Origin of the sequence: Streptomyces sp. NPDC002779, assembly GCF_042888685.1 — a bacterium.
Lineage (GTDB): Bacteria > Actinomycetota > Actinomycetes > Streptomycetales > Streptomycetaceae > Streptomyces.
Genome location: NZ_JBIAQC010000009.1, coordinates 183,444 through 207,166, shown reverse-complemented (window position 1 = coordinate 207,166; position 23,723 = coordinate 183,444). Strand labels below are relative to the sequence as shown.

General features: G+C 72.0%; 22 protein-coding genes and 1 tRNA gene. 12 read left to right on the top strand and 11 right to left on the bottom strand.

The features are described from left to right. The first annotated feature begins 316 nt into the window (after window positions 1-316). On the top strand, window positions 317-670 hold the full coding sequence (locus ACFYW5_RS25540) for a hypothetical protein (protein ID WP_389419397.1): 354 nt from the start codon (window positions 317-319) through the stop codon (window positions 668-670). Window positions 671-744: 74 nt separating this feature from the next. Here ACFYW5_RS25540 and ACFYW5_RS25535 read toward each other — a convergent pair. Beyond that, window positions 745-832, bottom strand: a tRNA-Leu gene (locus ACFYW5_RS25535). A gap of 185 nt (window positions 833-1,017) precedes the next feature. On the opposite strand from ACFYW5_RS25535, the gene ACFYW5_RS25530 reads away from it, so the two are divergent. From ACFYW5_RS25530 to ACFYW5_RS25520, 3 genes are all read left to right on the top strand, one after another. After that, window positions 1,018-2,343: a M20/M25/M40 family metallo-hydrolase gene (locus ACFYW5_RS25530; RefSeq protein WP_389419396.1), complete on the top strand. Its 1,326-nt coding sequence runs from the start codon at window positions 1,018-1,020 to the stop codon at window positions 2,341-2,343. Between the two features lie 130 nt (window positions 2,344-2,473). Then, window positions 2,474-2,707, top strand: a complete 234-nt coding sequence (chpH, locus tag ACFYW5_RS25525; protein ID WP_389419395.1) for a chaplin ChpH — start codon at window positions 2,474-2,476, stop codon at window positions 2,705-2,707. A gap of 171 nt (window positions 2,708-2,878) precedes the next feature. Then, entirely contained in the window at window positions 2,879-3,715 is an 837-nt protein-coding gene (locus tag ACFYW5_RS25520; RefSeq protein ID WP_389419394.1) for a chaplin family protein, read from the top strand. Between the two features lie 64 nt (window positions 3,716-3,779). Here ACFYW5_RS25520 and ACFYW5_RS25515 read toward each other — a convergent pair whose 3' ends face one another. Beyond that, window positions 3,780-3,968: a DUF5703 family protein gene (locus ACFYW5_RS25515; protein WP_005485166.1), complete on the bottom strand. Its 189-nt coding sequence runs from the start codon at window positions 3,966-3,968 to the stop codon at window positions 3,780-3,782. Window positions 3,969-4,015: 47 nt separating this feature from the next. Between ACFYW5_RS25515 and ACFYW5_RS25510 the strand changes: the two genes are divergently transcribed. Next, entirely contained in the window at window positions 4,016-4,720 is a 705-nt protein-coding gene (locus ACFYW5_RS25510; RefSeq protein ID WP_389419393.1) for a hypothetical protein, read from the top strand. Window positions 4,721-5,414: 694 nt separating this feature from the next. Here ACFYW5_RS25510 and ACFYW5_RS25505 read toward each other — a convergent pair. Further along, on the bottom strand, window positions 5,415-7,541 hold the full coding sequence (locus ACFYW5_RS25505; protein ID WP_389419392.1) for a helix-hairpin-helix domain-containing protein: 2,127 nt from the start codon (window positions 7,539-7,541) through the stop codon (window positions 5,415-5,417). Next, window positions 7,538-8,521 (bottom strand): aldo/keto reductase, encoded by a 984-nt coding sequence (locus ACFYW5_RS25500; RefSeq protein ID WP_389419391.1) that lies wholly within the window; start codon window positions 8,519-8,521, stop codon window positions 7,538-7,540. The genes ACFYW5_RS25505 and ACFYW5_RS25500 overlap by 4 nt, the downstream gene beginning before the upstream one ends. A 170-nt stretch (window positions 8,522-8,691) precedes the next feature. Here ACFYW5_RS25500 and ACFYW5_RS25495 point away from each other — a divergent pair, with 170 nt between their 5' ends. Together ACFYW5_RS25495 and ACFYW5_RS25490 are read left to right on the top strand one after the other, a co-directional pair. Further along, window positions 8,692-9,747, top strand: coding sequence for an LLM class F420-dependent oxidoreductase (locus ACFYW5_RS25495; RefSeq protein WP_389419390.1), 1,056 nt, complete (start codon window positions 8,692-8,694; stop codon window positions 9,745-9,747). A 226-nt stretch (window positions 9,748-9,973) separates the two neighbouring features. After that, window positions 9,974-10,762 (top strand): ferritin-like domain-containing protein, encoded by a 789-nt coding sequence (locus ACFYW5_RS25490; protein WP_389419389.1) that lies wholly within the window; start codon window positions 9,974-9,976, stop codon window positions 10,760-10,762. Window positions 10,763-10,768: 6 nt separating this feature from the next. Here ACFYW5_RS25490 and corA read toward each other — a convergent pair whose 3' ends face one another. Beyond that, window positions 10,769-11,767: a magnesium/cobalt transporter CorA gene (gene corA / locus ACFYW5_RS25485; RefSeq protein WP_389419388.1), complete on the bottom strand. Its 999-nt coding sequence runs from the start codon at window positions 11,765-11,767 to the stop codon at window positions 10,769-10,771. Between the two features lie 62 nt (window positions 11,768-11,829). Here corA and ACFYW5_RS25480 point away from each other — a divergent pair, with 62 nt between their 5' ends. From ACFYW5_RS25480 to ACFYW5_RS25460, 5 genes are all read left to right on the top strand, one after another. Further along, on the top strand, window positions 11,830-12,516 hold the full coding sequence (locus ACFYW5_RS25480) for a histidine phosphatase family protein (protein ID WP_389419387.1): 687 nt from the start codon (window positions 11,830-11,832) through the stop codon (window positions 12,514-12,516). Window positions 12,517-12,595: 79 nt separating this feature from the next. Further along, the gene (locus ACFYW5_RS25475) at window positions 12,596-13,186 is read left to right on the top strand and encodes a DUF3090 domain-containing protein (protein WP_389419386.1); all 591 of its coding nucleotides are present in this window, start codon (window positions 12,596-12,598) and stop codon (window positions 13,184-13,186) included. Next, a complete protein-coding gene (locus tag ACFYW5_RS25470; RefSeq protein WP_389419385.1) occupies window positions 13,150-13,968 on the top strand; it encodes an SCO1664 family protein in 819 nt (272 codons plus the stop codon). The genes ACFYW5_RS25475 and ACFYW5_RS25470 overlap by 37 nt, the downstream gene beginning before the upstream one ends. Before the next feature lie 99 nt (window positions 13,969-14,067). Beyond that, complete coding sequence (gene mshC, locus ACFYW5_RS25465) at window positions 14,068-15,297, top strand: cysteine--1-D-myo-inosityl 2-amino-2-deoxy-alpha-D-glucopyranoside ligase (RefSeq protein WP_389419384.1); 1,230 nt, start codon at window positions 14,068-14,070, stop codon at window positions 15,295-15,297. A gap of 191 nt (window positions 15,298-15,488) precedes the next feature. Continuing rightward, window positions 15,489-16,448, top strand: a complete 960-nt coding sequence (locus ACFYW5_RS25460; protein WP_389419383.1) for an SMP-30/gluconolactonase/LRE family protein — start codon at window positions 15,489-15,491, stop codon at window positions 16,446-16,448. Window positions 16,449-16,503: 55 nt separating this feature from the next. Here ACFYW5_RS25460 and ACFYW5_RS25455 read toward each other — a convergent pair whose 3' ends face one another. From ACFYW5_RS25455 to ACFYW5_RS25430, 6 genes are all read right to left on the bottom strand, one after another. Beyond that, window positions 16,504-17,475, bottom strand: a complete 972-nt coding sequence (locus tag ACFYW5_RS25455) for a PAC2 family protein (protein WP_389419382.1) — start codon at window positions 17,473-17,475, stop codon at window positions 16,504-16,506. Window positions 17,476-17,618: 143 nt separating this feature from the next. After that, entirely contained in the window at window positions 17,619-18,290 is a 672-nt protein-coding gene (locus tag ACFYW5_RS25450) for a FadR/GntR family transcriptional regulator (RefSeq protein ID WP_389419381.1), read from the bottom strand. A 74-nt stretch (window positions 18,291-18,364) separates the two neighbouring features. Then, window positions 18,365-19,981 (bottom strand): FAD-dependent oxidoreductase, encoded by a 1,617-nt coding sequence (locus tag ACFYW5_RS25445; RefSeq protein ID WP_389419380.1) that lies wholly within the window; start codon window positions 19,979-19,981, stop codon window positions 18,365-18,367. A gap of 77 nt (window positions 19,982-20,058) precedes the next feature. Continuing rightward, complete coding sequence (gene glpK / locus ACFYW5_RS25440) at window positions 20,059-21,600, bottom strand: glycerol kinase GlpK (protein ID WP_389419379.1); 1,542 nt, start codon at window positions 21,598-21,600, stop codon at window positions 20,059-20,061. A 70-nt stretch (window positions 21,601-21,670) separates the two neighbouring features. Then, window positions 21,671-22,471 (bottom strand): MIP/aquaporin family protein, encoded by an 801-nt coding sequence (locus ACFYW5_RS25435; protein WP_389419378.1) that lies wholly within the window; start codon window positions 22,469-22,471, stop codon window positions 21,671-21,673. A 334-nt stretch (window positions 22,472-22,805) separates the two neighbouring features. After that, a complete protein-coding gene (locus ACFYW5_RS25430; protein ID WP_389419377.1) occupies window positions 22,806-23,570 on the bottom strand; it encodes an IclR family transcriptional regulator in 765 nt (254 codons plus the stop codon). Window positions 23,571-23,723 lie beyond the last annotated feature (153 nt).

Below are 23,723 nucleotides of genomic sequence, written 5' to 3'. Positions count from 1 at the left end.
CGTCTCGATCCCGGAAGCCTCCGGGGCGCCGGCGGGCCCGCAGTGCGCCTGGGGTTGTCCGGTCCAGCTCCGTAACAAGCCGGAAATTTTAGTATGACGCTATGTCCGCCCCCTTCCGGCGGCCACCCGGAATCGATCTTTCGGGCCGTGCGGCTGTCGTGGGCACGCCGATGACCTGGCGTTTCGCGAGGGCGGGAGAGATGCCCCACACAGAGCGCCAGACCGACCGCGGTGCGTGTCCACCGGGCGAAACGCTTGATGAACGTCAGTGCCGTGTCGGCGACTTGTGTCGACCTTCACCTCGGTCCACGGGTGGATGTTGGCCGCCGCCTGGAACGGCGGCTCGCCCGGCGCCGGCACCGCGAAGGTGTCGCACAGCTCGCGCGCCTCCTCCTCGCTCACCGCGTCGGCGAAGGGAGTAGCGGAACTGCTCGAACGTCAGCGGCACCGCACGGTGGAGGTTGGCCGGGTTGCCGAGCACCGGCCGCGCCGCGCGCAGCGAGGACAGCGGCAGCACCCCGCGGAACGGCGCCGGATCGATGGCCACCGACGCCTGGGACAGCTCACGGCCGGCGATTGGGGTGCCTGCGCCTCCCCGAAGACGGCCGCCCACCGGTCCCAGCTGATGGACAGCAGCCACAGCCCGTGCCGCCTGCCCCAGAGCGCATGACGCGCAGGAGTGCACCGTGCAACGCGAAGTGCCGGTCGGGATCGCTCCCGGCCGGCACTCGATGCTGCAACAGCTGGTGTCCGAGGGGGGACTTGAACCCCCACGCCCGATAAAGGGCACTAGCACCTCAAGCTAGCGCGTCTGCCATTCCGCCACCCGGACAAGGTGTCTGTCGTGCGGGGTTACCCCCGCGGCGACAGAGAAAACATTACCAGGCTTTCGACAGTGGCCGATCACCCCCCGTCCCGCCGTGAACGGCGTGCGACGGGCCGGGGCGGGCTTGGGCCCGGCCCGTCGCAGGAGGAGGATGAGGGGGACCACCAGCAGTGACAGTGGGAGGAACCAGCGTGAGCGGGACGGACACGGCCAGCAGCGTCACCGGCGAGGACGAGGTCGTGGACCTCTGCCGCGAGCTGATCCGGATCGACACCAGCAACTACGGCGACCACTCGGGCCCGGGCGAGCGCAAGGCCGCCGAGTACGTCGCCGAGAAGCTCGCCGAGGTGGGCCTCGAACCACGGATCATCGAAGCGCACCGGGGGCGCGCCTCCACGATCGCCCGGATCGAGGGCGAGGACCCCTCCCGGCCCGCGCTCCTCGTCCACGGCCACACCGACGTCGTACCGGCCAACGCCGCCGACTGGACCCACGACCCCTTCTCCGGCGAGATCGCGGACGGCTGTGTGTGGGGGCGCGGCGCCGTCGACATGAAGGACATGGACGCCATGACCCTGGCGGTCGTGCGCGACCGGCTGCGCAGCGGCCGCAAGCCGCCGCGCGACATCGTGCTCGCGTTCCTCGCCGACGAGGAGGCGGGCGGCACCTACGGCGCCAAGTACCTGGTGCAGAAGCACCCGGAGCTCTTCGAGGGCGTCACCGAGGCGATCGGCGAGGTCGGCGGGTTCTCCTTCACCGTCAACGAGAAGCTGCGGCTGTACCTGGTGGAGACCGCCCAGAAGGGCATGCACTGGATGCGGCTCACCGTCGACGGCACCGCCGGCCACGGCTCGATGACCAACGACGACAACGCCATCACCGAGCTGTGCGAGGCCGTCGGGCGGCTCGGCCGGCACACCTGGCCGGTCCGGGTCACCAAGACCGTACGGTCCTTCCTCGACGAGCTCTCCGACGCGCTCGGCACCGAACTCGACCCCGAGAACATGGACGAGACGCTCGCCAAGCTCGGCGGCATCGCCAAGATGGTCGGCGCGACCCTCAGGAACTCGGCGGCGCCCACCATGCTCGGCGCCGGCTACAAGGTCAACGTCATCCCCGGCCAGGCCACCGCGCACGTCGACGGACGCTTCCTGCCGGGATACGAGCAGGAGTTCCTCGCCGACCTCGACCGCATCCTCGGCCCGCGGGTGAAGCGGGAGGACGTGCACGCCGACAAGGCCCTGGAGACCGACTTCGACGGGCGGCTGGTCGACGCCATGCAGAGCGCCCTGAGCGCCGAGGATCCCATCGCGCGGGCCGTGCCGTACATGCTCTCGGGCGGCACCGACGCCAAGTCCTTCGACGACCTCGGCATCCGCTGCTTCGGTTTCGCGCCGCTGCAGCTGCCGCCCGAGCTGGATTTCGCGGGCATGTTCCACGGGGTCGACGAGCGGGTGCCGGTGGACGGGCTCAAGTTCGGCGTACGGGTGCTCGACCGATTCCTCGACGCGTCCTGAATTTCGCGCGCCTGTGCGGAATCGACTGAGAAGAGTGAATCCGACCATAAGCTCGTAGCTCCATTAGTTCTTCCTCGTTACAGGTGATGCGATCCGCTGTTTGGGATCGCATTGCCAACTAGGAGGAATAATGATCAAGAAGATCGTCGCCGCTGCGGCTGCCACCGGTGGTCTGGTTCTCGCGGGTGCGGGCATGGCCGTCGCCGACGCCGGTGCCCAGGGTGCCGCGGTGCACTCCCCGGGCGTCCTGTCCGGCAACGTGGTCCAGGTTCCCGTGCACATCCCGGTGAACGTGTGCGGCAACACGATCAACGTGATCGGGCTGCTGAACCCCGCCTTCGGCAACACCTGCGTGAACAAGTGACGCTGCCTTACTGAGGTTCCGTACGACACCGTCGGTCCCGGAGCGCGTGCCATGCGCTCCGGGACCGACCGGTCTTTGCTTGAATTCATGCGGGTCATGAGTTCGTGCGGTTTATGCGTTCATGTGGGCCATGTTCGTGTGGGTCACGAGGGGGAAGGCAGGGAATTCAGCATGCGACAGGTCACCCGCAAAGGGCTGATGACCGTGGCCGCCGCGACCGGGGTGATCGCCGCCGCGGGAGGGGCCGCGCAGGCGGACTCCGGCGCGAGCGGCTCCGCCGCGCGCTCGCCCGGAGTGCTGTCCGGCAACACGGTCCAGGCGCCGGTGCACGCACCGGTCAACGCCTGCGGAAACACGGTCGACGTCGTCGGGGTGCTCAACCCGGCGGCGGGCAACACCTGCGTCAACAAGGGGGGCGGCGCACACGGGGGCTACGGCGACCGGGGCGGCTCCGGGGGCGCGCACTCCGGCGGTCACGCCGCCGATTCGCCCGGTGTGGCATCGGGCAACCATGTCGAGGTGCCGGTGTACGCGCCGGTCAACGTCTGCGGCAACAGCGTCGACGTCATCGGGGTCGGCAACGGCACCACGGGCAACGACTGCGGGAACGGCGGCGGTGGGCACAACCCGCCGGGGGGCGGGCACGGGAACCCGCCGGGTACGCCGGAGCGGCCGGGGCATCCGGGCGGCCCGGAGAACCCGGGGAGCCCCGGGAGCCCCGAACACCCCGGCAACTCCGGAAACCAACCCGGCAATCCGAACAATCCGGGTGATCACGGCGATCCGGGCGGTACCGATGGCCGCGGAACCCCGGACACCCCGTCCGCCTCGCGTGGGCTGACCCCGCGGGCCGACCTGCCGGGAGCCGGGTCCGTCACCGAGCCCGGGGGCCTCGCCTCGCTCGCCGCCACCGGCAGCGAGCTGCCGCTGGGACTCGCCCTGCCCGTGGGCGCGGGCGCGCTGCTGGCGGGCGCGGTGCTCTACCGCAAGGCGCGGGCCTCGGCCTGAGACGCCGCGCACGACGGAGCGGGCCCCGCCGTCCCGGCGGGGCCCGCTCCGTCTCCGTCCGCTCTCACCACGTGGCGCGCACCTGGCGGATGATCCTGCGGCGCAGCCGCACCCTGCGGCTTCCGTCGCGCAGCAGGCTCAGGCGGTCCAACTCCCAGTGTCCGTACTCTGCATGGTCCGTCAGCAGACGTGTGGCGTCCTTGCGGGAAACCCCGCGCGGTACGTACACGTCGACAAATTCGTATTCCGGCATCGCATCTATTGTGCGGGCTGGGCCCCGGTACGGATAGCGTCTGCACTATGTCTGATGCTGCGCAGCCCACCGCTGCCGAGGTACGCGCCGCCGCCGAGGCGGTCAAGACCGCGCTCGACCGCCATCTCGCCGCGGTCGAACGCAGGTCGGGCGAGGACGACCCGGCCGTCTACGAGGCGTTCAACCACCTGGCCACGGCCGCAGAGGCGTACGACGAGCTGCTCTACGACCGATACGACGAGGTCACGCCCTTCGAGATCCCCGGCACCGAGGACGCTCTGCCGCCCTACGCCGGCCCCGAGGAGCCGAACGCGCTGAGCGTGCTGATCCGCCGCGACTACGCCGTGGTGGAGCCGCAGCGGCTGCTGGCACAGGCACAGCGGATCGAGGCCGCGGACTACGACGAGGGCACGGGCTCCGGGGCCTCCGGAACCGTCCACGGGGCGCTGGGCCTTCTCTTCGGCGAGTTCGAACCCGACGAGATCGCCTCCCGGCACAAGGAGTTCGGCCTGGAGGAGGGCGACTCCACGCTGTGGGTGACCGCCGCCGACGAGCCGGCCGATCCCGGCGAGTGGCTGGAGGCCCCGTTCGAGCAGGTCGATCCGCACAAGGCGGTCTGCCGCTTCGACGTCAGCGCGGTGTTCGACGACGATCTCGACGTCGAGGACCCGGACGACGAGCCGGACGACGTCCTCGACGCGGAGCTGGTGGACGAGGACGAGGACCTGGAGCCGCTCGACGCGGAACGCTGAGCGAGGATCCTGTACGGCACGAAGGGCGGGCGGCGGCCGGAGCGGACCGCCGCCCTTCGCGTACCGCGGCGCCGCCGCCGGGTCCGGCCCCCGTCTCGACGCGCACGCTGCCCGCCGAGGCCTTGGCGGTGGGCATGGGCCTCGCGCTTCGCGTGCCGCGGTGCTGGCGCCGGGTCCGGCCACCGTCTCGAAGCACACGCTGCCCGCCGGGGCCCTGGCGGTCGGCATGGGACTCGCCCTTCGCGTGTCGGGGCGCCGCCGCCGGGTCCGGCCTCCGTCTCGACCCCCACACTGCCCGCCGAAGCCCTGGCGTCCGGCGTGGGCCTCGCGTTGCGCGTGCCGGGGCGCTGGCGCCGGGTCCGGCCTCCGTCTCGACGCGCACGCTGCCCGCCGAGGCTCTGGCGGTGGGCGTGGGCCTCGCGCTTCGCGTGCCGCGGTGCTGGCGCCGGGTCCGGCCACTGGCGGTGGGCGCTTGAGCCTCGTGCTTCGCGTGCCGCGGTGCTGGCGCCGGGTCCGGCCACCGTCTCGAAGCACACGCTGCCCGCCGGGGCCCTGGCGGGCAGCGTGGGCCTCGCGCTTCTCCTGACCGGCAGCCCGTGGCGCTGCACCACGGGCTCGCGCGGTGGTGGGGTGCCGCGGCGCGGCCGGGGCCTGTTGCCCTGGCCTGCGACCCGCACGGCGGTCGCGGGTGCCGCTACCGGGCCTCGGTCGGCGCCTGCGGTGCCAGCAGCTCCGCCAGCCGGGTCGTCCGGGGCTTGGCCGGGACCTCCGCCACGGCACGGGCCAGGGCCTGCTCCACGCCGTGCACCACGGACAGATGCCGCTCCGCCCGGCCGAACGCCGTGTACACCCAGGGCCGGCTGAGCGCCCCGGCCGCGTCTCCGGGCAGCACCGCCACGACGGCCGGCCACCGTCCGCCCACCGCCTGATGCGCGGTGAGCGCCCAGCCGTGCCGCACGGACTGCTCCACCCGCTCCTTGGGCACGACGACGTCCTCGCCCGCGCAGGACAGGTGCAGCCCCTCGGCGTCGGCCGTCACCACCCGGCCCATATGGGTCCGTCCGGGCACGGGGGAGTAGGCGATCCGGTCGCCGGGGTCGAAGCCGCCGAAGCGACCGGGGCCGGGATTGAGCCGCTCCTTGAGCGCCGCGTTGAGCGCACGGGTGCCGACCGCGCCGCCATGACCCGGCGTGATCACCTGGGTGTCCTCGGCCGGGACGCCGATCGCGCGCGGCACCGAGTCCGCGACGAGCTGCACGGTCCGGTGCACGGCCTCCCCGGCGTCCCGCACCGGCACGATCACGACCTCCTTGCCGGGCGCCTCGACCTGGTTCAGCTCGCCGACGCCGATGCCCGAGACCAGCTCGCCGAGCGGCCCGGGGTCCGGCCGCCGCGAGGCGATCTGCGGACACACCCGCGCGGCGAGCAGATCCGCGAACACCCGCCCGGGCCCCACGGACCACAGCACCCCGGGATCCCCGGCCAGCACCAGCCGGGCCCCGTCCGGCAGCGACTCGGTGACCAGCGCGCCCGTCTCCACGTCCAGCTGAGGCGCGTCGAGCACGACCAGCAGATCGAGATCCAGCGCCCCCTCCGGGTCCCGGCCCGGCCCCTCGGCCCCGGAGAGCAGCCCGGCCACGGTGGTGACACCCGCGCTCTCCTCCAGCAGCGCCGCGAACCGGTCCCGGCCCAGCGGACCGTGGGCCGCCGCCCAGGCGCGCAGCCCCATGCCGCGCGCCGCGCGCACCAGCGCCGCGGGCTCGGCGAGCGAGGCCGCACCGCCGGTGTGCAGGACCAGCGCGTGCCCGGCGACCGCCCGGATCAGCTCACCCGCGGAGCCACCGGCAGCGGCGGCCTCCTCCCAGGCGCCCGCGGAACCGTCCTGCTTGGGCACGGAGTTGATCAGACGGCCCAGACCGTCGGCGAGGCTCTCCTCGGCCAGGGCGTACCGCTCGAGGCCGACCAGGACCCGGACGGGCCGCTCCTCCTCGCCGTCCTCGGCCGCTTCCTCGGCCGCCGGTTCCTCGTCGAGGCCGTCCTGGAAGGCCAGCGCCTCGCCCTCCGCGAGACTGCTCTGCACCGCGGCGTCCGGGTCGGGCACCCCTTGCCGGGCCAGCGCGGCGGTCAGCGTCGGCATCTCCAGGGCCGTGTGCCCCGCCAGCGCCGCCTGCTCCAGCAGCCAGACGGTCAGCGCCCGCCCCCGCCGCTCGTCGTCCGGACCGCACGCGGCACCCAGCAGCGCCCGCGCGAACCCGTCGGCCTGCTCGGGCCGCACCCCGGCGACCCGCAGCAACTGCCAGGGATCGGCCCGCAACCGGTCGGGCGCGCCCTCACCGAGGACGGCGGCGACCGGTGCCGCGAGCGCGGCCGGGGCGCCGCCCTCGGCCAGCACCAGCCGCACGCCCTCCACGGCCTCGGGCAGCGCCACCACGGGTGCCTCGGCGGGCACGGGCTGTGTCCGCCGCACCGGCTCCGGGGCGGGCCGCCGCGGCGGCTCGGGCTCGGCGAACACGGTCGCCGCGGGCTTGGCCCCGCTCTCCACGGCCCGTACGGCGGCCAGCAGATCCGCGGCCGTCCCGCTGAGCTTGGCCCCGGCCTCGATGGGCGCCGCCTTCTCGGCCTTGCGCCGCGCGATCCGCTCCCGCTCCAGCCGCTGCGCGGCCAACTCGGCCTCGGCCGCCGACAACTGAGCCGCGCCCTCGGCGCCGTCGCCGCCCTCGGCGGCCGGGGCGGCGTCGCCGGCGGCGGCCTCCTCCGGCGCGGGCTGCTCGGCCGGCGTCCCCGGTTCGGCGTCCCCCGTGGTCTCGGGCTCCGTGCTCACAGCGTGCTCCAGTCGTGATCGGGATAGCGGTGCACGGGCGCCGACACATCGTCGAGCGCCCGGCAGATCTCGTCAGGAAGACTAAGGGCCTCCACTGACAATGCCGCCGTGAGCTGCTGCGCGTTGCGCGCGCCGACGATGGGCGCGGCGACCCCCGGCCGGTCCCGCACCCAGGCGAGGGCGACCTGCAGCGGGGTCACCGCGAGCCCGTCCGCCGCCGTCCGCACGGCGTCCACGATCCGGCTCGCCGTGTCGTCGAGGTACGGCGCGACGAACGGCGCCAAGTGCTCCGAGGCGCCCCGGGAGTCGGGCGGCGTGGCGTCCCGGTACTTGCCGGTGAGCACCCCGCGGCCGAGCGGGGAGGAGGGCAGCATCCCGATGCCGAGGTCGAGCGCCGCGGGCAGCACCTCGCGCTCCACGCCCCGCTGGAGCAGCGAGTACTCCAGCTGCGTACTGGCCAGCCGGGTCCGGATGCCCGGCGCGGCCAGCTGCCACGTCGCGGCCTTGGCGAGCTGCCAGCCGCAGAAGTTGGAGACGCCGGCGTACCGGGCACGGCCGCTGCTGACCGCGATGTCGAGGGCCTGGAGGGTCTCCTCCAACGGGGTGCCCGGGTCGTAGGCGTGGACGTGCCACAGGTCGACGTAGTCCGTGCCGAGCCGGGCGAGCGAGGCGTCCAGGGCGGAGAGCAGATGCCCCCGGGAGCCGTCGAACCGGCGGTCCGGGTCGGGCACGCTGCCCGCCTTGGTCGAGATCACCAGGTCCCGGCGCGGCACGAGCCCTTCTATGAGCTGTCCGAGCAGATACTCGGCCTCTCCGTCGCCGTACACGTCCGCCGTGTCGACGAGGGTGCCGCCGGCTTCCCAGAACGTCTTCAAGAGGTCCGCGGCGTCATGGTCGTCGGTGTCCCTGCCCCAGGTGAGGGTGCCGAGTCCGATACGGGACACACGAAGGCCGGTGCGGCCGAGATGCCTCTGCTCCATGGACGCCGAGATTACTGGCCAGAACCTGCCCCGTGGGTGCCTGTGGATAACCAGTTCCCCCGTCCACGACGTGGGGGTCCGCGGTGCGCCCCGCGCCCTCCCCGCCATGCCCTCCACCGCGCTAAGGTCTCGGCAACAAGGACGTTACTGATCAGTAAGGGGAATCGGCCATGCAGCTCGGGATCAACCTCGGCTACTGGGGTGCCGGAATGGACGGGGACAACCTCGCCGTCGCCCAGGAGGCCGACCGACTCGGCTACGCCGTCTGCTGGGCCGCCGAGGCCTACGGCTCCGACGCGGCCACCGTGCTCAGCTGGGTCGCCGCCAAGACCGAGCGCATCGACGTCGGTTCGGCCATCTTCCAGATCCCGGCCCGCCAGCCGGCGATGACCGCCATGACCGCCGCCACCCTCGACTCCCTGTCCGGCGGCCGCTTCCGCCTCGGCCTCGGCGTCTCCGGACCGCAGGTCTCCGAGGGCTGGTACGGCGTCAAGTTCGACAAGCCGCTCTCCCGCACCCGTGAGTACGTCGAGATCGTCCGCAAGGCGATGAGCCGCGAACGCCTCAGCCACGAGGGCGAGCACTGGACGCTGCCGCTGCCCGGCGGCCCCGGCAAGCCCATCAAGCTCACCGTGCACCCCACCCGCGAGCACATCCCGCTGTACATCGCCGCCATCGGCCCGAAGAACCTCGAGCAGACCGGCGAGATCGCCGACGGCGCGCTGCTGATCTTCCCCTCCGCCGAGCACCTGGAGGACACCGCGATGCGGCACCTGCGCGCGGGCCGCGAGAAGGCCGGCCTGACGTTCGACGGCTTCGACGTCTGCCCGACCCTGCCGCTCGCCGTGGGCGACGACAAGGACGTCACGGCCCTCGCCGACACCTTCCGCCCCTACACCGCCCTGTACGTCGGCGGCATGGGCAGCTTCAAGCAGAACTTCTACAACCAGCTCGCCCAGCGCATGGGTTACGAGAAGGAAGCCGCCGAGATCCAGGACAAGTACCTGTCCGGCGACAAGCAGGGCGCCGCGGCCGCCGTACCGCACGACCTCATCGACAAGACGACCCTGCTGGGCTCGGTCGACCGGATCGCGGACCGGATGACGGCCTACGCGGCGGCCGGTGTCACCACCCTCACGCTCGCCCCCGCGGGCTTCACCCTGGACGAGCGTCTCGCCTCGCTGCGGGCCGGCACCGAGGCCCTGGAGCGCGCCGGCCTCGCGTGAGGCGGCCGGGGAAGTTCTGCGGCCGTGGTGGGGGCTCGGGGGTCTTCCCCGCCACGGCCGTCACGCAGAACAACGCGCCCGGGGCCGTGCGGTTACGCCTCCGTCGTACCCCGAGCGTCCTCCTTTTGGAGGAGTTGTCCGACACAACTGTTGCAGCACCCCTCCCGCCGCACTTGACTCGTCCTTTGCGGAGTCCCGCGCGGAGGCACGCAGAGAGGTGCTCACGATGCTGTCGGCCAAGAGCCTGTTCCAGGAGATCATCGACAACGACGAGTCCTTCGCCCTTTTCTGCTCCATCGCCGCGAGCGGGGAGTCCCAGGGGGGCTGGGAGAACGCCCGCATCGCCGCGCTCGTCCCGGACGGCGAGCGCGCACTCGCCCCCAAGATCACTCGCCATGGCGCCGACGAGGACAAGCACGGGCGGATCTTCAACGCCCTCATGAAGAAGCGCGGCCTCGAACCCGTCCCCGTCCCGCACGAGACCGACTACACGCTGCTCCTGGAGAAACACGGCATCGGCCTGGCCCACGAGAAGCTCAAGGACGAGGAGCGCCTCACGGTGCGGGACATCGTCATCTACCTCGCCCACAGCAGGGTCACCGAACAGCGCGCCGCGGAACAGATGGACCTGCTGCGCAAGCACTTCGCGGACCACCCCGACATCGGCCGCGCGGTGAGGATGATCGCCGCCGACGAGGACAACCACCTCGCCTACTGCCACGAGGAACTGCTGCGTCTCGCGCACGCCGGTCACGGCCGCGCCATCCAGCGGACCCTCCGGGAGTGCGCGCTGGCGGAGATCTGGATCTACCGGGACGTCAGCCTCGCCGTGATGGCCCACATGGGACGCATCCTCGGCTGGTCGCGCGCGAAGTCGGCGGTCCTCGCCGCCGGTATCCACGCCGTGTACGCCTGGGAGCGGGCCGCGGGCTGGCGGCGCATGGTCTCGCTGAAGACGCCCCGGCGGCGGGACGCGCTCGGCGGCCCCGCGGCCTCCGCCCCCGAGTTCGCCTGACGGCGGCTACAACCACCCCCTGCTCTTGAACATCCGGTAGAGCAGGACCTCCAGGGCCGCCATGAGTACGATCACGGCCGGGTACGCCCACGCCCAGCGCAGCTCGGGCATGTGCTCGAAGTTCATGCCGTAGACCCCCGCGATCATCGTGGGGACCGCGGCCATGGCCGCCCACGCGGAGATCTTCCGCATGTCGTCGTTCTGCCGGACGCTCATCTGCGCCAGATGTGCCGAGAGGATGTCCGACACCAGCCGGTCCAGGCCCTCCACCGACTCGTTCACCCGCGTGAGGTGGTCATTGACGTCCCGGAAGAACGGCCGTGCCCGGTCGTCCACGAACGGCACCGACCCGCCGGGCCCGCCGCTCGACCCGGACAGCCGCCCGAGCGGCGGCGCCAGCGGCCCGGTCGCCCGGCGGAACTCCAGGACCTGCCGCTTGAAGTTGTAGATCCGGGAGGCGGTGTGCCGGGAGCCGCCGTCGACCGGGGAGAAGACCTCCGCCTCCAGCTCCTCCAGGTCGGTCTGGAGCTCGGTCGCGACCTCCAGGTAGTGGTCCACGACCGCGTCCGCGACGGCGTAGAGCACCGCCGTGGGCCCCTTGCCGAGCAGCGTCGGCTCCTCCTCCAGACGATGCCGTACGGTCTTCAGCGGGGAACCCTCGCCGTGACGGACCGTCACCACGAAGCCGTCGCCGAGGAAGACCATGATCTCGCCGGAGGACACGGTGTCGCTGTGCGGCTCGTAGACGACCGGCTTGAGGACCAGGAACAGTGAGTCGTCGTAGACCTCCAGCTTGGGGCGCTGGTGGGCCTTGAGGGCGTCCTCGACGGCCAGCGGATGCAGCGCGAACTCCTCGGTGACCCGGTCGAACTCCTCCTCGGAGGGAGCGTGCAGGCCGATCCAGACGAAGCCGCCGACGGACCGTGCCTCGGCGAGTGCGTCGGAGAGGTCCTCGGGGCCGTCCGCCCGCCGCCCTTCGCGGTAGATGGCGCAGTCGACGATCACAGTGCGTATTCTCCTGTCCACTCTTCCTCGGCACACCTCGTGGTGCGCCTACGCTGGGCCGCATGCCCACGCTGATCCTGGTCCGGCACGGACGTTCCACCGCCAACACCGAGGGACTGCTCGCCGGCTGGACGCCCGGCGTCGCCCTCGACGAACGCGGCGCCGCGCAGGCCGCCGCCCTGCCCGGGCGCCTCGCCGAGCTGCCGATCTCCGAGGTGGTCACCAGCCCCCTGCAGCGCTGCGAGGAGACGGTCCGGCCGCTCCTCGACGCCCGGCCGGGGCTGCGCGCGCACACCGAGGAACGGATCGGGGAGTGCCATTACGGCGACTGGTCGGGCCGCAAGCTCGCCGAGCTCAAGGACGAGCCGCTGATGGACGTCGTCCAGGCACACCCCTCGGCGGCCGCCTTCCCGGGCGGTGAGTCGATGCGGGCCATGCAGGCGCGGGCCGCGGAGGCCGTACGGGAGTGGAACGCGCGCGTGGAGCGCGAGCACGGCGCCGACGCCGTGTACCTGATGTGCTCCCACGGCGACATCATCAAATCTCTTGTCGCGGACGCGCTCGGACTTCATCTCGACCTCTTCCAGCGGATTGCTGTCGAACCGTGTTCCATCACGGCGATCCGTTACACCCGGCTCAGGCCGTTTCTCCTGCGCCTCGGTGACACCGGCGACTTCGCGTCCCTGGCGCCGCGCGAGGAACCGCCGGCCGGTGACGCTCCCGTAGGGGGCGGTGCGGGCGCACCGTGATCGTCGGGCGCAGTAGGGTGAAGCGGTCGCGCCAGCGGCCCGATCACGAGTCCGACCACGATTCCCATGGAGACAGGACGTGTCCCGTCAGGTGTTCCTCTACGACCCGCCGGAGCGTTTCGTGGCCGGCACGGTCGGACTGCCCGGACGCCGTACGTTCTTCCTCCAGGCCACCGCCGGCTCTCGGGTGACCAGCGTGGCCCTGGAGAAGACGCAGGTGGCAGCGCTCGCCGAGCGCATGGACGAACTGCTCGACGAGGTCGTACGGCGCAGTGGCGGCAGCGCCGCGGTACCGGCCGTAGCCCCCACCGAGGTCGCCGACACCGAACCTCTGCAGACCCCGATCGAGGAGGAGTTCCGGGTCGGCACCATGGCGCTGGCCTGGGACGGCGACGAACAGCGCATGATCGTCGAGGCGCAGGCACTGGTCGAGCTGGAAGCCGAGTCCGAGGAGGACCTCGCCGAGGCCGAGGAGCGACTGCTCCAGGACGAGGAGAACGGCCCCCCGATGCTGCGGGTCCGGCTCACCGGCGTGCAGGCCCGGGCCTTCGCCAAGCGCGCCCTGGACGTCGTCAACGCCGGGCGGCCGCCGTGCCCGCTGTGCAGCCTGCCCCTGGACCCGGAGGGACACGTATGTCCGCGCCAGAACGGATACCGCCGCGGAGCGTGACCCCGCTGGAGCTGCTCAGCGAGGGTGAGCTGACCGTCCGCGGCCGCATCCGCGAGGCCTCCAACGCCGCCCTGTTCTGCACGGTCGCCCACCAGGGCCAGGAGGCGTCCTGCGTCTACAAGCCGATCTCCGGCGAGCGCCCGCTGTGGGACTTCCCCGACGGCACCCTCGCCGAGCGGGAGGTCGCCGCGTACGCGGTCTCCGAGGCGACCGGCTGGGGGCTCGTACCGCCCACCGTGTTGCGCGACGGGCCCTACGGGGAGGGCATGTGTCAGCTGTGGATCGACGTCGTGCCCGGTGCCGAACTGCTCGCGCTGGTGGACCGGGAGGAGCCGGAGGAAGGCTGGAAGGCCATCGGGTTCGCCGAGGTCGGTGAGGGGCGGACCGCCCTGCTGGTGCACGCCGACGACGAACGGCTGCGACGGCTCGCCGTCCTGGACGCCGTGATCAACAACGCCGACCGCAAGGGCGGCCATCTGCTGCCGGCCGCCGAGGAGCGGCTGTACGGCATCGACCACGGGGTCACCTTCCACGCCGAGAACAAGCTGCGGACCCTGCTGTGGGGCTGGGCGGGGGAGGCCCTGACCGGGGAGGCGGTGGAGGTGCTCAAGGACCTGCAGGCGGCGCTGGGCCCCGACGGTCCCCTGACCGCCACGCTCACCTCCCTGATCACCCCGGCGGAGATCGACGCCACCCGCGCGCGGGTCGAGGCGATGCTCACCTCCGGCACCCATCCCGAGCCGAGCGGGGAGTGGCCCGCGATCCCCTGGCCGCCGGTATAGCCGCAAGGCACAAGGGCCGGTCACGCGCAAGAGCGCCTTACCGGCCATCCGGCCCGGTCCGGTTCGTATATGGAACGCCGGTCCGGTTACGCTCATGACATGTATGCCTGGCCCGCTTCTGAGGTCCCCGCCCTGCCCGGCACGGGCCGCGACCTCCGGATCCACGACACCGCGACCGGTGGACTCGTCACCCTCGAGCCCGGTCCCGTCGCCCGTCTCTACGTCTGCGGCATCACCCCGTACGACGCGACCCACCTGGGACACGCGGCGACCTACAACGCGTTCGACCTCGTGCAGCGCGTGTGGCTCGACACCAAGCGGCAGGTCCATTACGTCCAGAACGTCACCGACGTCGACGATCCGCTGCTGGAGCGGGCCGAGCGTGACGGCATCGACTGGGTGGCCCTCGCCGAGAAGGAGACCGCCCTCTTCCGCGAGGACATGACCGCCCTGCGCATGCTGCCCCCGCGCCAGTACATCGGCGCCGTCGAGGCGATACCCGGCATCGTCCCGCTCGTCGAGCGGCTGCGGGACGCGGGCGCCGCCTACGAACTGGACGGCGACGTCTACTTCTCCGTCGAGGCCGACCCGAACTTCGGCAAGGTCTCGCACCTCGACGCGGCTGCCATGCGGTTGCTGTCCGCCGAGCGCGGCGGCGACCCGGACCGCCCGGGCAAGAAGAACCCGCTCGACCCGATGCTGTGGATGGCCGCCCGTCCGGGCGAGCCGAGCTGGGACGGTGCCTCGCTCGGCCGGGGCCGCCCCGGCTGGCACATCGAGTGCGTGGCCATCGCCCTGGACCACCTGGGCATGGGCTTCGACGTCCAGGGCGGCGGCTCCGACCTCGCCTTCCCGCACCACGAGATGGGCGCCTCGCACGCCGAGGTGCTGACCGGCGAGTTCCCCATGGCCAAGGCGTACGTGCACGCCGGCATGGTCGCCCTGCACGGCGAGAAGATGTCCAAGTCCAAGGGCAACCTGGTCTTCGTCTCCACGCTGCGCCGGGAGGGCGTCGACCCGGTCGCCATCCGGCTCGCCCTCCTCTCCCACCACTACCGGGCCGACTGGGAGTGGACCGACCAGGTCCTCCGGGACGCCGTCGCCCGCCTCGGCCGCTGGCGCGCCGCCGTGTCCCGGCCCGACGGCCCGCCCGCCGAGGCGCTCGTCGAGGAGATCCGCGCGGCCCTCGCGAACGACCTGGACGCCCCGGCCGCGCTCGCCGCGGTCGACCGCTGGGCGGCGCTCCAGGAGGAGCGGGGCGGCACGGACGAGGGCGCTCCCGGTGTCGTCTCCCGTGCCGTGGACGCGCTGCTCGGGGTCGCGCTGTAGCACGCGCGTGGGGGCGCTTCGCCGTGGCCGGGAAGCGCCCTCCGCCGGGTCCGGCACCGCGGCCGGATGCTGTCGAGACGCTGTCGAAGGACTGTCGGGGCCTGTGATGCGGGCGGCCCGTGTGGTGGGGTGGAGCGGTAGTTGACCGCTGGACCGGCCACCCGCCGGTCCCCCTCGCGGAAGGGCTCCCCGTGGCTCCCACTCACGGTTCCTTCGCACGTCATCTCACCCGCCGCGGACTGCTGACCGCCGGCGCCGCGGCGACCGGCGCCGCACTCGTCGGCGCCCCCGCCCGGGCCGTCGCCGGGCCCACCGTCATCGCGCTGCCCGACGGCTTCCGTCCGGAGGGCATCACGATCGGCGGCGGGCCGTACGCCTACCTCGGCTCCCTCGGCGACGGCTCCCTCTACCGCGCCGATCTGCGCACCGGATCGGGCTCGATCGTCTCGCCCGGCCCCGGCACGCCCTCGGTCGGGCTCAAACTCGACGACCGGGGACGGCTGTTCGTCGCCGGACGTGGCCAGGGCGCCCGGGTGGTGGACGCCCGCAGCGGCGAGATCCTCGCCTCGTACGTCCTCACCACCACCACCCCGACCTTCGCCAACGACGTGTTCCTGACCCGGCGCGCGGCCTGGTTCACCGACTCCTACCAGCCGGCCCTGTACGCCCTCCCGCTCGGCCGGCACGGCGAACTGCCGGGCGCCGACGAGGTCGTGCGGATCCCTCTCGGCGGCGCCTGGCGCCAGGTGCCCGGCGAGGTCGTCAACGCCAACGGCATCACCCGCACCCCGGACGGTTCGGCGCTGCTCGTGGTGCAGTCCGGGGTCGGCGCCCTGTACCGGGTCGATCCGCGCACCGGCGTCACCGAACTCGTCGACCTCGGCGACGCGGCACCGCTCACCAACGGCGACGGACTGCTGCTGACCGGGCGGACGCTGTACGTCGTGCAGAACCGGCAGAACGCGATCGACGTCTTCACGCTGGCCGCCGACGGCCGCAGCGGTGTCTTCCGGCGCCGGATCACCGACCCCGCCTTCGACGTGCCGACGACGGTGGCCGCGTACCGGGGGCGGCTCTACCTGCCCAACGCGCGGTTCACCACCCCGCCGACGCCCACCACGGCGTACTCCGTGGTCTCCGTGCCGAGGTGACGGATGAGGGCGGTGCGCACCGGCGCACCGCCCTCATCCGCTTACTGGCACGGCCTCAGTCCTCCGACGACTCGTCGTCCTCGGGCCCCGGCTTGGGTGGCTTCGGCGGGCGGGTGCGACCGCTGGGGTTGTCCCGCAGGTAGGTGCCGTCCCCGCCGTCCGTGGCGTGTCCGCCGACCGGCGGGCCGCCGTCCCGGCGCCGCAGATACCGCTCGAACTCGCGCGCGATGGCCTCGCCCGACGCCTCCGGCAGCTCCGCGGTGTCCCGGGCCTCCTCCAGCGTCTGCACGTACTCGGCGACCTCGGTGTCCTCGGCGGCCAGTTGGTCCACGCCCACCTGCCAGGCGCGCGCGTCCTCCGGCAGCTCGCCCAGCGGGATGCGCACGTCGATCAGGTCCTCGAGCCGGTTCAGCAGCGCCAGGGTCGCCTTCGGGTTGGGTGGCTGCGACACGTAGTGCGGTACGGCCGCCCAGAGGCTGACGGCCGGCACGCCCGCGTGCGTGCACGCCTCCTGAAGGACGCCGACGATGCCCGTGGGCCCCTCGTACTTGGTCTCCTCCAGGTCCATCCGGCGGGCCAGATCCGGGTCCGACGTGGTCCCGCTGATCGGGACCGGACGTGTGTGCGGGGTGTCGCCGAGCAGGGCGCCCAGGATGACCACCAGCTCCACGCCCAGTTCGTGCGCGAAGGCCAGCAACTCGTTGCAGAACGAGCGCCAGCGCATGGACGGCTCGATGCCCCGGACGAGCACCAGGTCCCGTGGCTTCTCGCCGCCGACCCGGACCACCGACAGCCGTGTCGTGGGCCACGTGATCTTCCGTACGCCCGCGTCCATCCACACCGTGGGGCGGTTGACCTGGAAGTCGTAGTAGTCCTCGGCGTCCAGCGCCGCGAACACCTCGCCCTTCCACTCCCTGTCCAGATGCGCGACCGCGGTGGAGGCGGCGTCGCCGGCGTCGTTCCAGCCCTCGAACGCGGCCACCATGACCGGGTCGATCAGCTCGGGAACCCCCTCGAGCTCGATCACCCAGTGCCTCCTTCCGACGTGCCCTCGCCTGACGACCCAACCTTACGGCGTGCGGCGGGGGCGCCCGCAGCCCCCTTGCACGGGGGAGTGAACGGATCACTGCCCCGATCGCCACCCCGGAACACCCCCTCGTCCGGTGGTCCTCACAGGGCGGAGCGCAGCCACTGTTCCACGCTCGCGATGTGCACCGTCGCCCACGAGCGGGCGGCCTCCGCGTCCCCGTCGCGCAGGGCGGTGAGGATCGCCCGGTGCTCGTACAGGGTGCGGCCGACGGCGTCCTGTTGGGTCAGCCCCCGCCAGATCCGGGCACGGGTGGTGGGCCCCGACAGCCCGTCGAGCAGGGAGCACAGCACCGAGTTGCCGGAGGTCCGCACGATCGCCCGGTGGAACTCCAGATCGCAGGCGACGAGTTCCTCCACCGAGGGTGAGGTGCCGAGCCCGTCCAACTGCTCGGCCAGCTCGTCCAGTTGCCGCTCGCTGATGCGGGCCGCCGCCATGGCCGTCGCGGCCGGCTCCAGGATGCGCCGGACGGCCAGGAACTCCAGCACGGTGTCGTCGCGGTGGAAGTCGACGACGAAACTCATGGCCTCCAGCAGCAGTTGCGGATCGAGGCTGGTCACATACGTGCCGTCGCCCTGCCGCACGTCCAGGATCCGGATCAGCGACAGGGCGCGCACCGCCTCGCGCAGGGAGTTGCGGGACAGGCCCAGTCCGGCGGCGAGTTCACTCTCCTTGGGGAGCCGGTCGCCGGGGCGCAGCGCACCGGAGACGATCATGCCCTTGATCTTCTCGATCGCCTCGTCGGTGACTGCCATGACGGCCTCCAGTGTGCTGAGACATCCGATGTCTGAGCACATTATGGAGGCACGTCACCGGCGCCCGCCGCGGGCTACTTCTTGTCGAGCAGGTCCTGGACCTTCGCCCGCACGTCGTCCGAGGCCAGTCCGCGGATCGTCAGCGTCGTACGGCGGCGCAGGACGTCGTCCGCCGTCTCCGCCCACTCGTGGTCGCGGGCGTAGACGACCTGGGCCCAGATCTCCGGGGCGTCGGGGTGGACGCGCTCGGCGAGTTCGGGGTTGTCGTTGGCCAGCCGGGCGATGTCGAAGGCCAGCGAACCGTAGTGGGTGGCCAGGTGCCGGGCGGTGTCGGCGCCCATGCGCGGGCCCGGCGCGGGACCGTCCACCAGGAGGCGGTGCGCGACCGCGCGCGGGTTGGCGACACCGGGCAGCGGGATCTTCTTCGGCAGGGTGCTGATCGGCTCGAAGTCGTCGCCCAGCGGGTGGCCCGGCAGCGCCTCCAGCTTCTTCATGATCGTGCGGCCGATGTGGCGGAAGGTCGTCCACTTGCCGCCGGCGACCGACAGCATGCCGCCGCGGCCCTCGGTGACGACCGTCTCGCGCTTGGCCTTCGCGGTGTCGCCGGGTCCGCCCGGCAGCACCCGCAGACCGGCGAAGGAGTAGGTGATCAGATCCCGGGACAGCTGCTGGTCGCGGATGGAGAACGCGGCCTCGTCCAGGATCTGGGCTATGTCCTTCTCGGTGACGGAGACGTCCGCCGGGTCGCCCTCGAACTCCTCGTCCGTGGTGCCGAGCAGGAGCATGTCCTCCCACGGCAGGGCGAAGGTGATGCGGTACTTGTCGATCGGGGTGGCCAGCGCCGCCTTCCAGGGCGAGGTCCGCTTCAGGACCAGGTGCGCGCCCTTCGACAGGCGGATCGACGGTGCGGCCTTGGGGTCCTCCATGGTGCGCAGGTGGTCCACCCAGGGACCGGTGGCGTTCAGCACCAGGCGGGCGTCGACGCCGAACTCGTCGCCCGACACCCGGTCGCGCAGCTCGGCGCCGGTGACCCGGCCGCGGGTGAAGCGCAGGCCGGTGACCTCGGCGTGGTTCAGGACGGCGGCGCCCGCCTCGACGGCCGCGCGGACCGTCATCAACGCCATCCGGGCGTCGTTCATCTGGTCGTCGCCGTACACGGCCACGGCCTTGAGGTTGTCGGTGCGCAGCTCGGGCACGTCCTGCGCGGCCTTCGCCGGGGAGAGCAGGTGGCCGACGCCGTCACCGAACGCGGAGAGCGCGGAGTAGGCGAAGACGCCCGCGCCGAGCTTCGCCGCGCCGTGCGGCCCGCCCTTGTACACGGGGAGGTAGAAGGTGAGCGGGTTCGCCAGATGGGGGGCCACCTGGCGGGAGACCGCACGGCGCTCGAAGTGGTTCTCCGCCACCAGCTTCACCGCGCCGGTCTGCAGATACCGCAGACCGCCGTGGAGGAGCTTGGAGGAGGCGGAGGAGGTGGCGCCGGCGAAGTCGCCGGCGTCGACCAGGGCCACCCTCAGACCGGACTGCGCGGCGTGCCAGGCGGTGGAGATGCCCAGGATGCCGCCGCCGATCACGAGAAGGTCGTACGACGCCTTGGAGAGCTGCTCCCGGGTCTCGGCACGGCTCGGGTTCGAGCCGGAGGCCGGGCGCGTGCCGAGGGCAGGCACGGACTGGAGGGTGGACTGACTGGTCATTTCGGGTTCTTACTCCTCGTCAGAGCGTGCGGCGAAGCTCCCGGGGAACTCGCTGCCGAGCTCCCCGCGCGCTCCGGTCAGTTGTCGTCGTCGTCGATCCAGCCCATGGTCCGTTCGACGGCCTTGAGCCAGTTCTTGTACTCGCGGTCGCGGGTCTCCGCGTCCATGTGGGGGGTCCACTCGGCGGCCCGGCGCCAGTTGGCGCGCAGTTCGTCGGTGCTGGACCAGAAGCCGACGGCGAGGCCGGCGGCGTAGGCGGCGCCGAGGCAGGTGGTCTCGGCGACCATCGGGCGCACCACCGGCGCGTCCAGGACGTCCGAGAGCGTCTGCATCAGGAGGTTGTTGGAGGTCATGCCGCCGTCGACCTTCAGGGTCACCAACTCGTCGCCGGAGTCCTTGACCATGGCGTCGGCGATCTCCCGGGTCTGCCAGGCGGTCGCCTCCAGGACGGCGCGCGCCAGGTGCGCCTTGGTGACGTACCGGGTCAGGCCGGCGATCACACCGCGGGCGTCGGAGCGCCAGTGGGGGGCGAACAGGCCGGAGAAGGCCGGCACGAAGTAGGCGCCGCCGTTGTCCTCGACGGAGAGCGCGAGCGTCTCGATCTCGGCCGCGGTGGAGATCAGGCCCATCTGGTCGCGCATCCACTGCACCAGGGAGCCGGTGACGGCGATCGAGCCCTCCAGCGCGTAGACCGTCGGCTGGTCGCCGATCTTGTAGCCGACGGTGGTCAGCAGGCCCGCGTAGGAGTTGATGATCTTGTCGCCGGTGTTCATCACCATGAAGGTGCCGGTGCCGTAGGTGGACTTGGTCTCGCCCTCGGAGAAGCAGGTCTGGCCGAACAGGGCCGCCTGCTGGTCGCCGAGCGCCGAGGCGACCGGGATGCCGCCGAGCAGGTCGCCCAGCTTGCCGCCGGTGACCTCGCCGTAGACCTCGGCGGATGAGCGGATCTCCGGCAGGATCGTCAGCGGGACGCCGATGGACTCGGCGATCTTCTCGTCCCACTTCATGGTGTGCAGGTTCATCAGCATGGTGCGGGAGGCGTTGGTGACGTCGGTGACGTGCTTGCCGCCGTCGACCCCGCCGGTCAGGTTCCAGATGACCCAGGTGTCCATGGTGCCGAAGAGGATGTCGCCCGCCTCGGCGCGCTCCCGCAGGCCCTCGACGTTGTCCAGCAGCCAGCGGGCCTTCGGGCCGGAGAAGTAGGACGCGAGCGGCAGGCCGGTCTCCCGGCGGAAGCGGTCCTGGCCGACGTTGCGGCCGAGCTCCCTGCAGAGCGAGTCGGTGCGGGTGTCCTGCCAGACGAGGGCGTTGTGGACGGGCTCGCCGGTGTTCCGGTCCCACAGCACGGTGGTCTCGCGCTGGTTGGTGATGCCGATGGCCTTGATGTCGTCGCGGGTGATGCCGGCCTTGGCGATGGCTCCGGCGACGACCTCCTGGACGTTGGTCCAGATCTCGGTGGCGTTGTGCTCGACCCAGCCCGGCTTCGGGAAGATCTGCTCGTGCTCCTTCTGGTCGACGGAGACGATACGGCCGTCGCGGTCGAAGACGATGCAGCGGGAGGAGGTGGTGCCCTGGTCGATGGCGGCGATGAAGGGGCCGGCGGTGTGGGCGTCGGTCACTGTGTGCTCCTGGAGGGTCCGTGGTTTCAAGGGGACGTGTCTACCTGTGCTTCGGGCGTCCGTGTGAGCTTTAGACGAAAGCGACGTTGTAGATGCCTGCGGCGACGGCCGCGCCGATCAGCGGGCCGACCACCGGGACCCAGGCGTAGCCCCAGTCGGAGCCCCCCTTGTTGGGCAACGGCAGCAGGGCGTGCACGATGCGCGGGCCGAGGTCACGGGCCGGGTTGATCGCGTAACCCGTCGGACCGCCCAGCGACAGACCTATCGAGACCACCACGAGCGCGGTGATCAGACCGCCCAGGGCACCGAGACCGTCGCCGGCCGCGTTCAGGCCCTGCGTGAGGACCGCGAGGATCAGCACCACGGTGCCGATGATCTCGGTGGCCACGTTCTGCCAGGCGACCCGGATCTCCGGACCGGTGGAGAAGACGCCGAGGACCGGACCCGCGCCCTTCTCCCGGGCCTCGACCGCCTTGGCGGTGGTCGTCTCGGCGCCGGGACCGCCGACGATCTCCCTGTCGGTCAGGTGGGCGAGGAACTGGCCGTAGTAGGCGACCCAGACCAGGGCCGCACCGATCATGGCGCCGAGCAGCTGTCCGCCGACGTAGGTCGGGACGTCGCTCCACGGGATGCCGTCGTCCTTGATCGCGAGCCCGAGGGTCACGGCCGGGTTCAGGTGGGCGCCGGACAGGGGCGCCGAGATGTAGACCGCCGTGAGGACCGCGAAGCCCCACCCGAAGGTGATGGCGAGCCAGCCGGCGTTACGGGCCTTGGAGGCCTTCAGCGTGACGGCGGCGCAGACACCGCCGCCGAGCAGGATGAGTATGGCGGTACCGATGGTCTCGCCGATGAAGATGTCGGAGCTGGACACCCGCGACTCCTTTGTCCTTCGTCCAGGGGAAGCCGAACCCCGGGTCCCACCGGTGGTTCGCGCCCTCGGGGATGAGAGCTGTACCGGCCCTTGGCGTTGCCACACTCTAGCGCTTATTGCCGGTAGGTGTTCGACAATGCCGACCGATGGACGGGAGTCTTGCTCCGGCTTCACAGGTGAGTCAAGAGTTCTGTTATCGAAAGCACGATCGTTATTGATCGCCCTGGGCTATCGATGTGCGGAGGGGAGGTTGACGCGAACATCCCCATTTGTCCGTCTCAGGGTAGGCCGAAGACCGGAACGCCGACGGCGCTCCGGTGATCCGGTGGTGAGGTCAGAAGCGCCCGGCGCCCAGATCCCGCGACACCGCGCGGGCGCAGTCCCGTACCGCGGCGATCACCTCGGGGCGTACCTCGCCGTCCTGGCACAGCCGCTCCACGGCGCCCGTGATGCCGACCGCGCCGACCGGCATCCGCCGTCGGTCGTGGATGGGGGCGGCCAGCGAGGCGACGCCCTCCCAGGTCTCCTCGACGTCGGCCGCGTACCCGCGCGCGCGTGTGGTGTCGAGGAGGCGCTCGAAGCTCTCCAGGTCGCACACGGTCCGGTCGGTGAACGCCTTGCGGTCGGCCTCCAGCGCCTCGCTGTGCGCGACCGGGTCGTACGCCGACAGCACCTTGCCCAGCGCCGTGGAGTGCAGGGGCTGCATGGCCCCGATCTCCAGCACCTGCCGGCTGTCGTCGGGCCGGAAGACGTGGTGCACGATCAGCACGCCCTGCTGGTGCAGGACGCCCAGGTAGACGCTCTCCCCGCTGGAGCGGGCCAGGTCGTCGGTCCACACCAGGGCACGCGCCCGCAGCTCGTGCACGTCCAGGTAGGTGGTGCCCAGGCGCAGCAGCTCCGCGCCCAGCTGGTAGCGCCCGGAGGCCTCGTCCTGCTCGACGAACCCCTCCTGCTGGAGGGTGCGCAGGATGCCGTGCGCGGTGCCCTTGGCGAGCCCCAGGGAGGAGGCGATGTCCGACAGGCCGAGCCGGCGCTCGCCGCCCGCGAGGAGCCGCAGCATCGCCGCCGCCCGTTCGAGCGACTGGATGTTCCGTGCCATCGCCGTCCTGCCTCCGTCCCCTCGATCGCCGACCTCGACGACGCCGTTGTTCGGCAATGCCGAACACTACCGGTCCATGCCGACCAACCGCCAATGGTCCGCAGCGATCCGTTGTGTCACTCGTATCCCGCGGGCGGCCCGCCCGTCATCCTC

Bases quoted from the DNA above. Each gene is read 5' to 3' on its own strand.
- ACFYW5_RS25540 (WP_389419397.1), top strand. From the start codon at position 317: ATGTTGGCCGCCGCCTGGAACGGCGGCTCGCCCGGCGCCGGCACCGCG.
- chpH (WP_389419395.1), top strand. From the start codon at position 2,474: ATGATCAAGAAGATCGTCGCCGCTGCGGCTGCCACCGGTGGTCTGGTT.
- ACFYW5_RS25520 (WP_389419394.1), top strand. From the start codon at position 2,879: ATGCGACAGGTCACCCGCAAAGGGCTGATGACCGTGGCCGCCGCGACC.
- ACFYW5_RS25515 (WP_005485166.1), bottom strand. From the start codon at position 3,968: ATGCCGGAATACGAATTTGTCGACGTGTACGTACCGCGCGGGGTTTCC.
- ACFYW5_RS25510 (WP_389419393.1), top strand. From the start codon at position 4,016: ATGTCTGATGCTGCGCAGCCCACCGCTGCCGAGGTACGCGCCGCCGCC.
- ACFYW5_RS25500 (WP_389419391.1), bottom strand. From the start codon at position 8,521: ATGGAGCAGAGGCATCTCGGCCGCACCGGCCTTCGTGTGTCCCGTATC.
- ACFYW5_RS25495 (WP_389419390.1), top strand. From the start codon at position 8,692: ATGCAGCTCGGGATCAACCTCGGCTACTGGGGTGCCGGAATGGACGGG.
- ACFYW5_RS25490 (WP_389419389.1), top strand. From the start codon at position 9,974: ATGCTGTCGGCCAAGAGCCTGTTCCAGGAGATCATCGACAACGACGAG.
- ACFYW5_RS25480 (WP_389419387.1), top strand. From the start codon at position 11,830: ATGCCCACGCTGATCCTGGTCCGGCACGGACGTTCCACCGCCAACACC.
- ACFYW5_RS25470 (WP_389419385.1), top strand. From the start codon at position 13,150: ATGTCCGCGCCAGAACGGATACCGCCGCGGAGCGTGACCCCGCTGGAG.
- mshC (WP_389419384.1), top strand. From the start codon at position 14,068: ATGTATGCCTGGCCCGCTTCTGAGGTCCCCGCCCTGCCCGGCACGGGC.
- ACFYW5_RS25450 (WP_389419381.1), bottom strand. From the start codon at position 18,290: ATGGCAGTCACCGACGAGGCGATCGAGAAGATCAAGGGCATGATCGTC.
- ACFYW5_RS25445 (WP_389419380.1), bottom strand. From the start codon at position 19,981: ATGACCAGTCAGTCCACCCTCCAGTCCGTGCCTGCCCTCGGCACGCGC.
- ACFYW5_RS25430 (WP_389419377.1), bottom strand. From the start codon at position 23,570: ATGGCACGGAACATCCAGTCGCTCGAACGGGCGGCGGCGATGCTGCGG.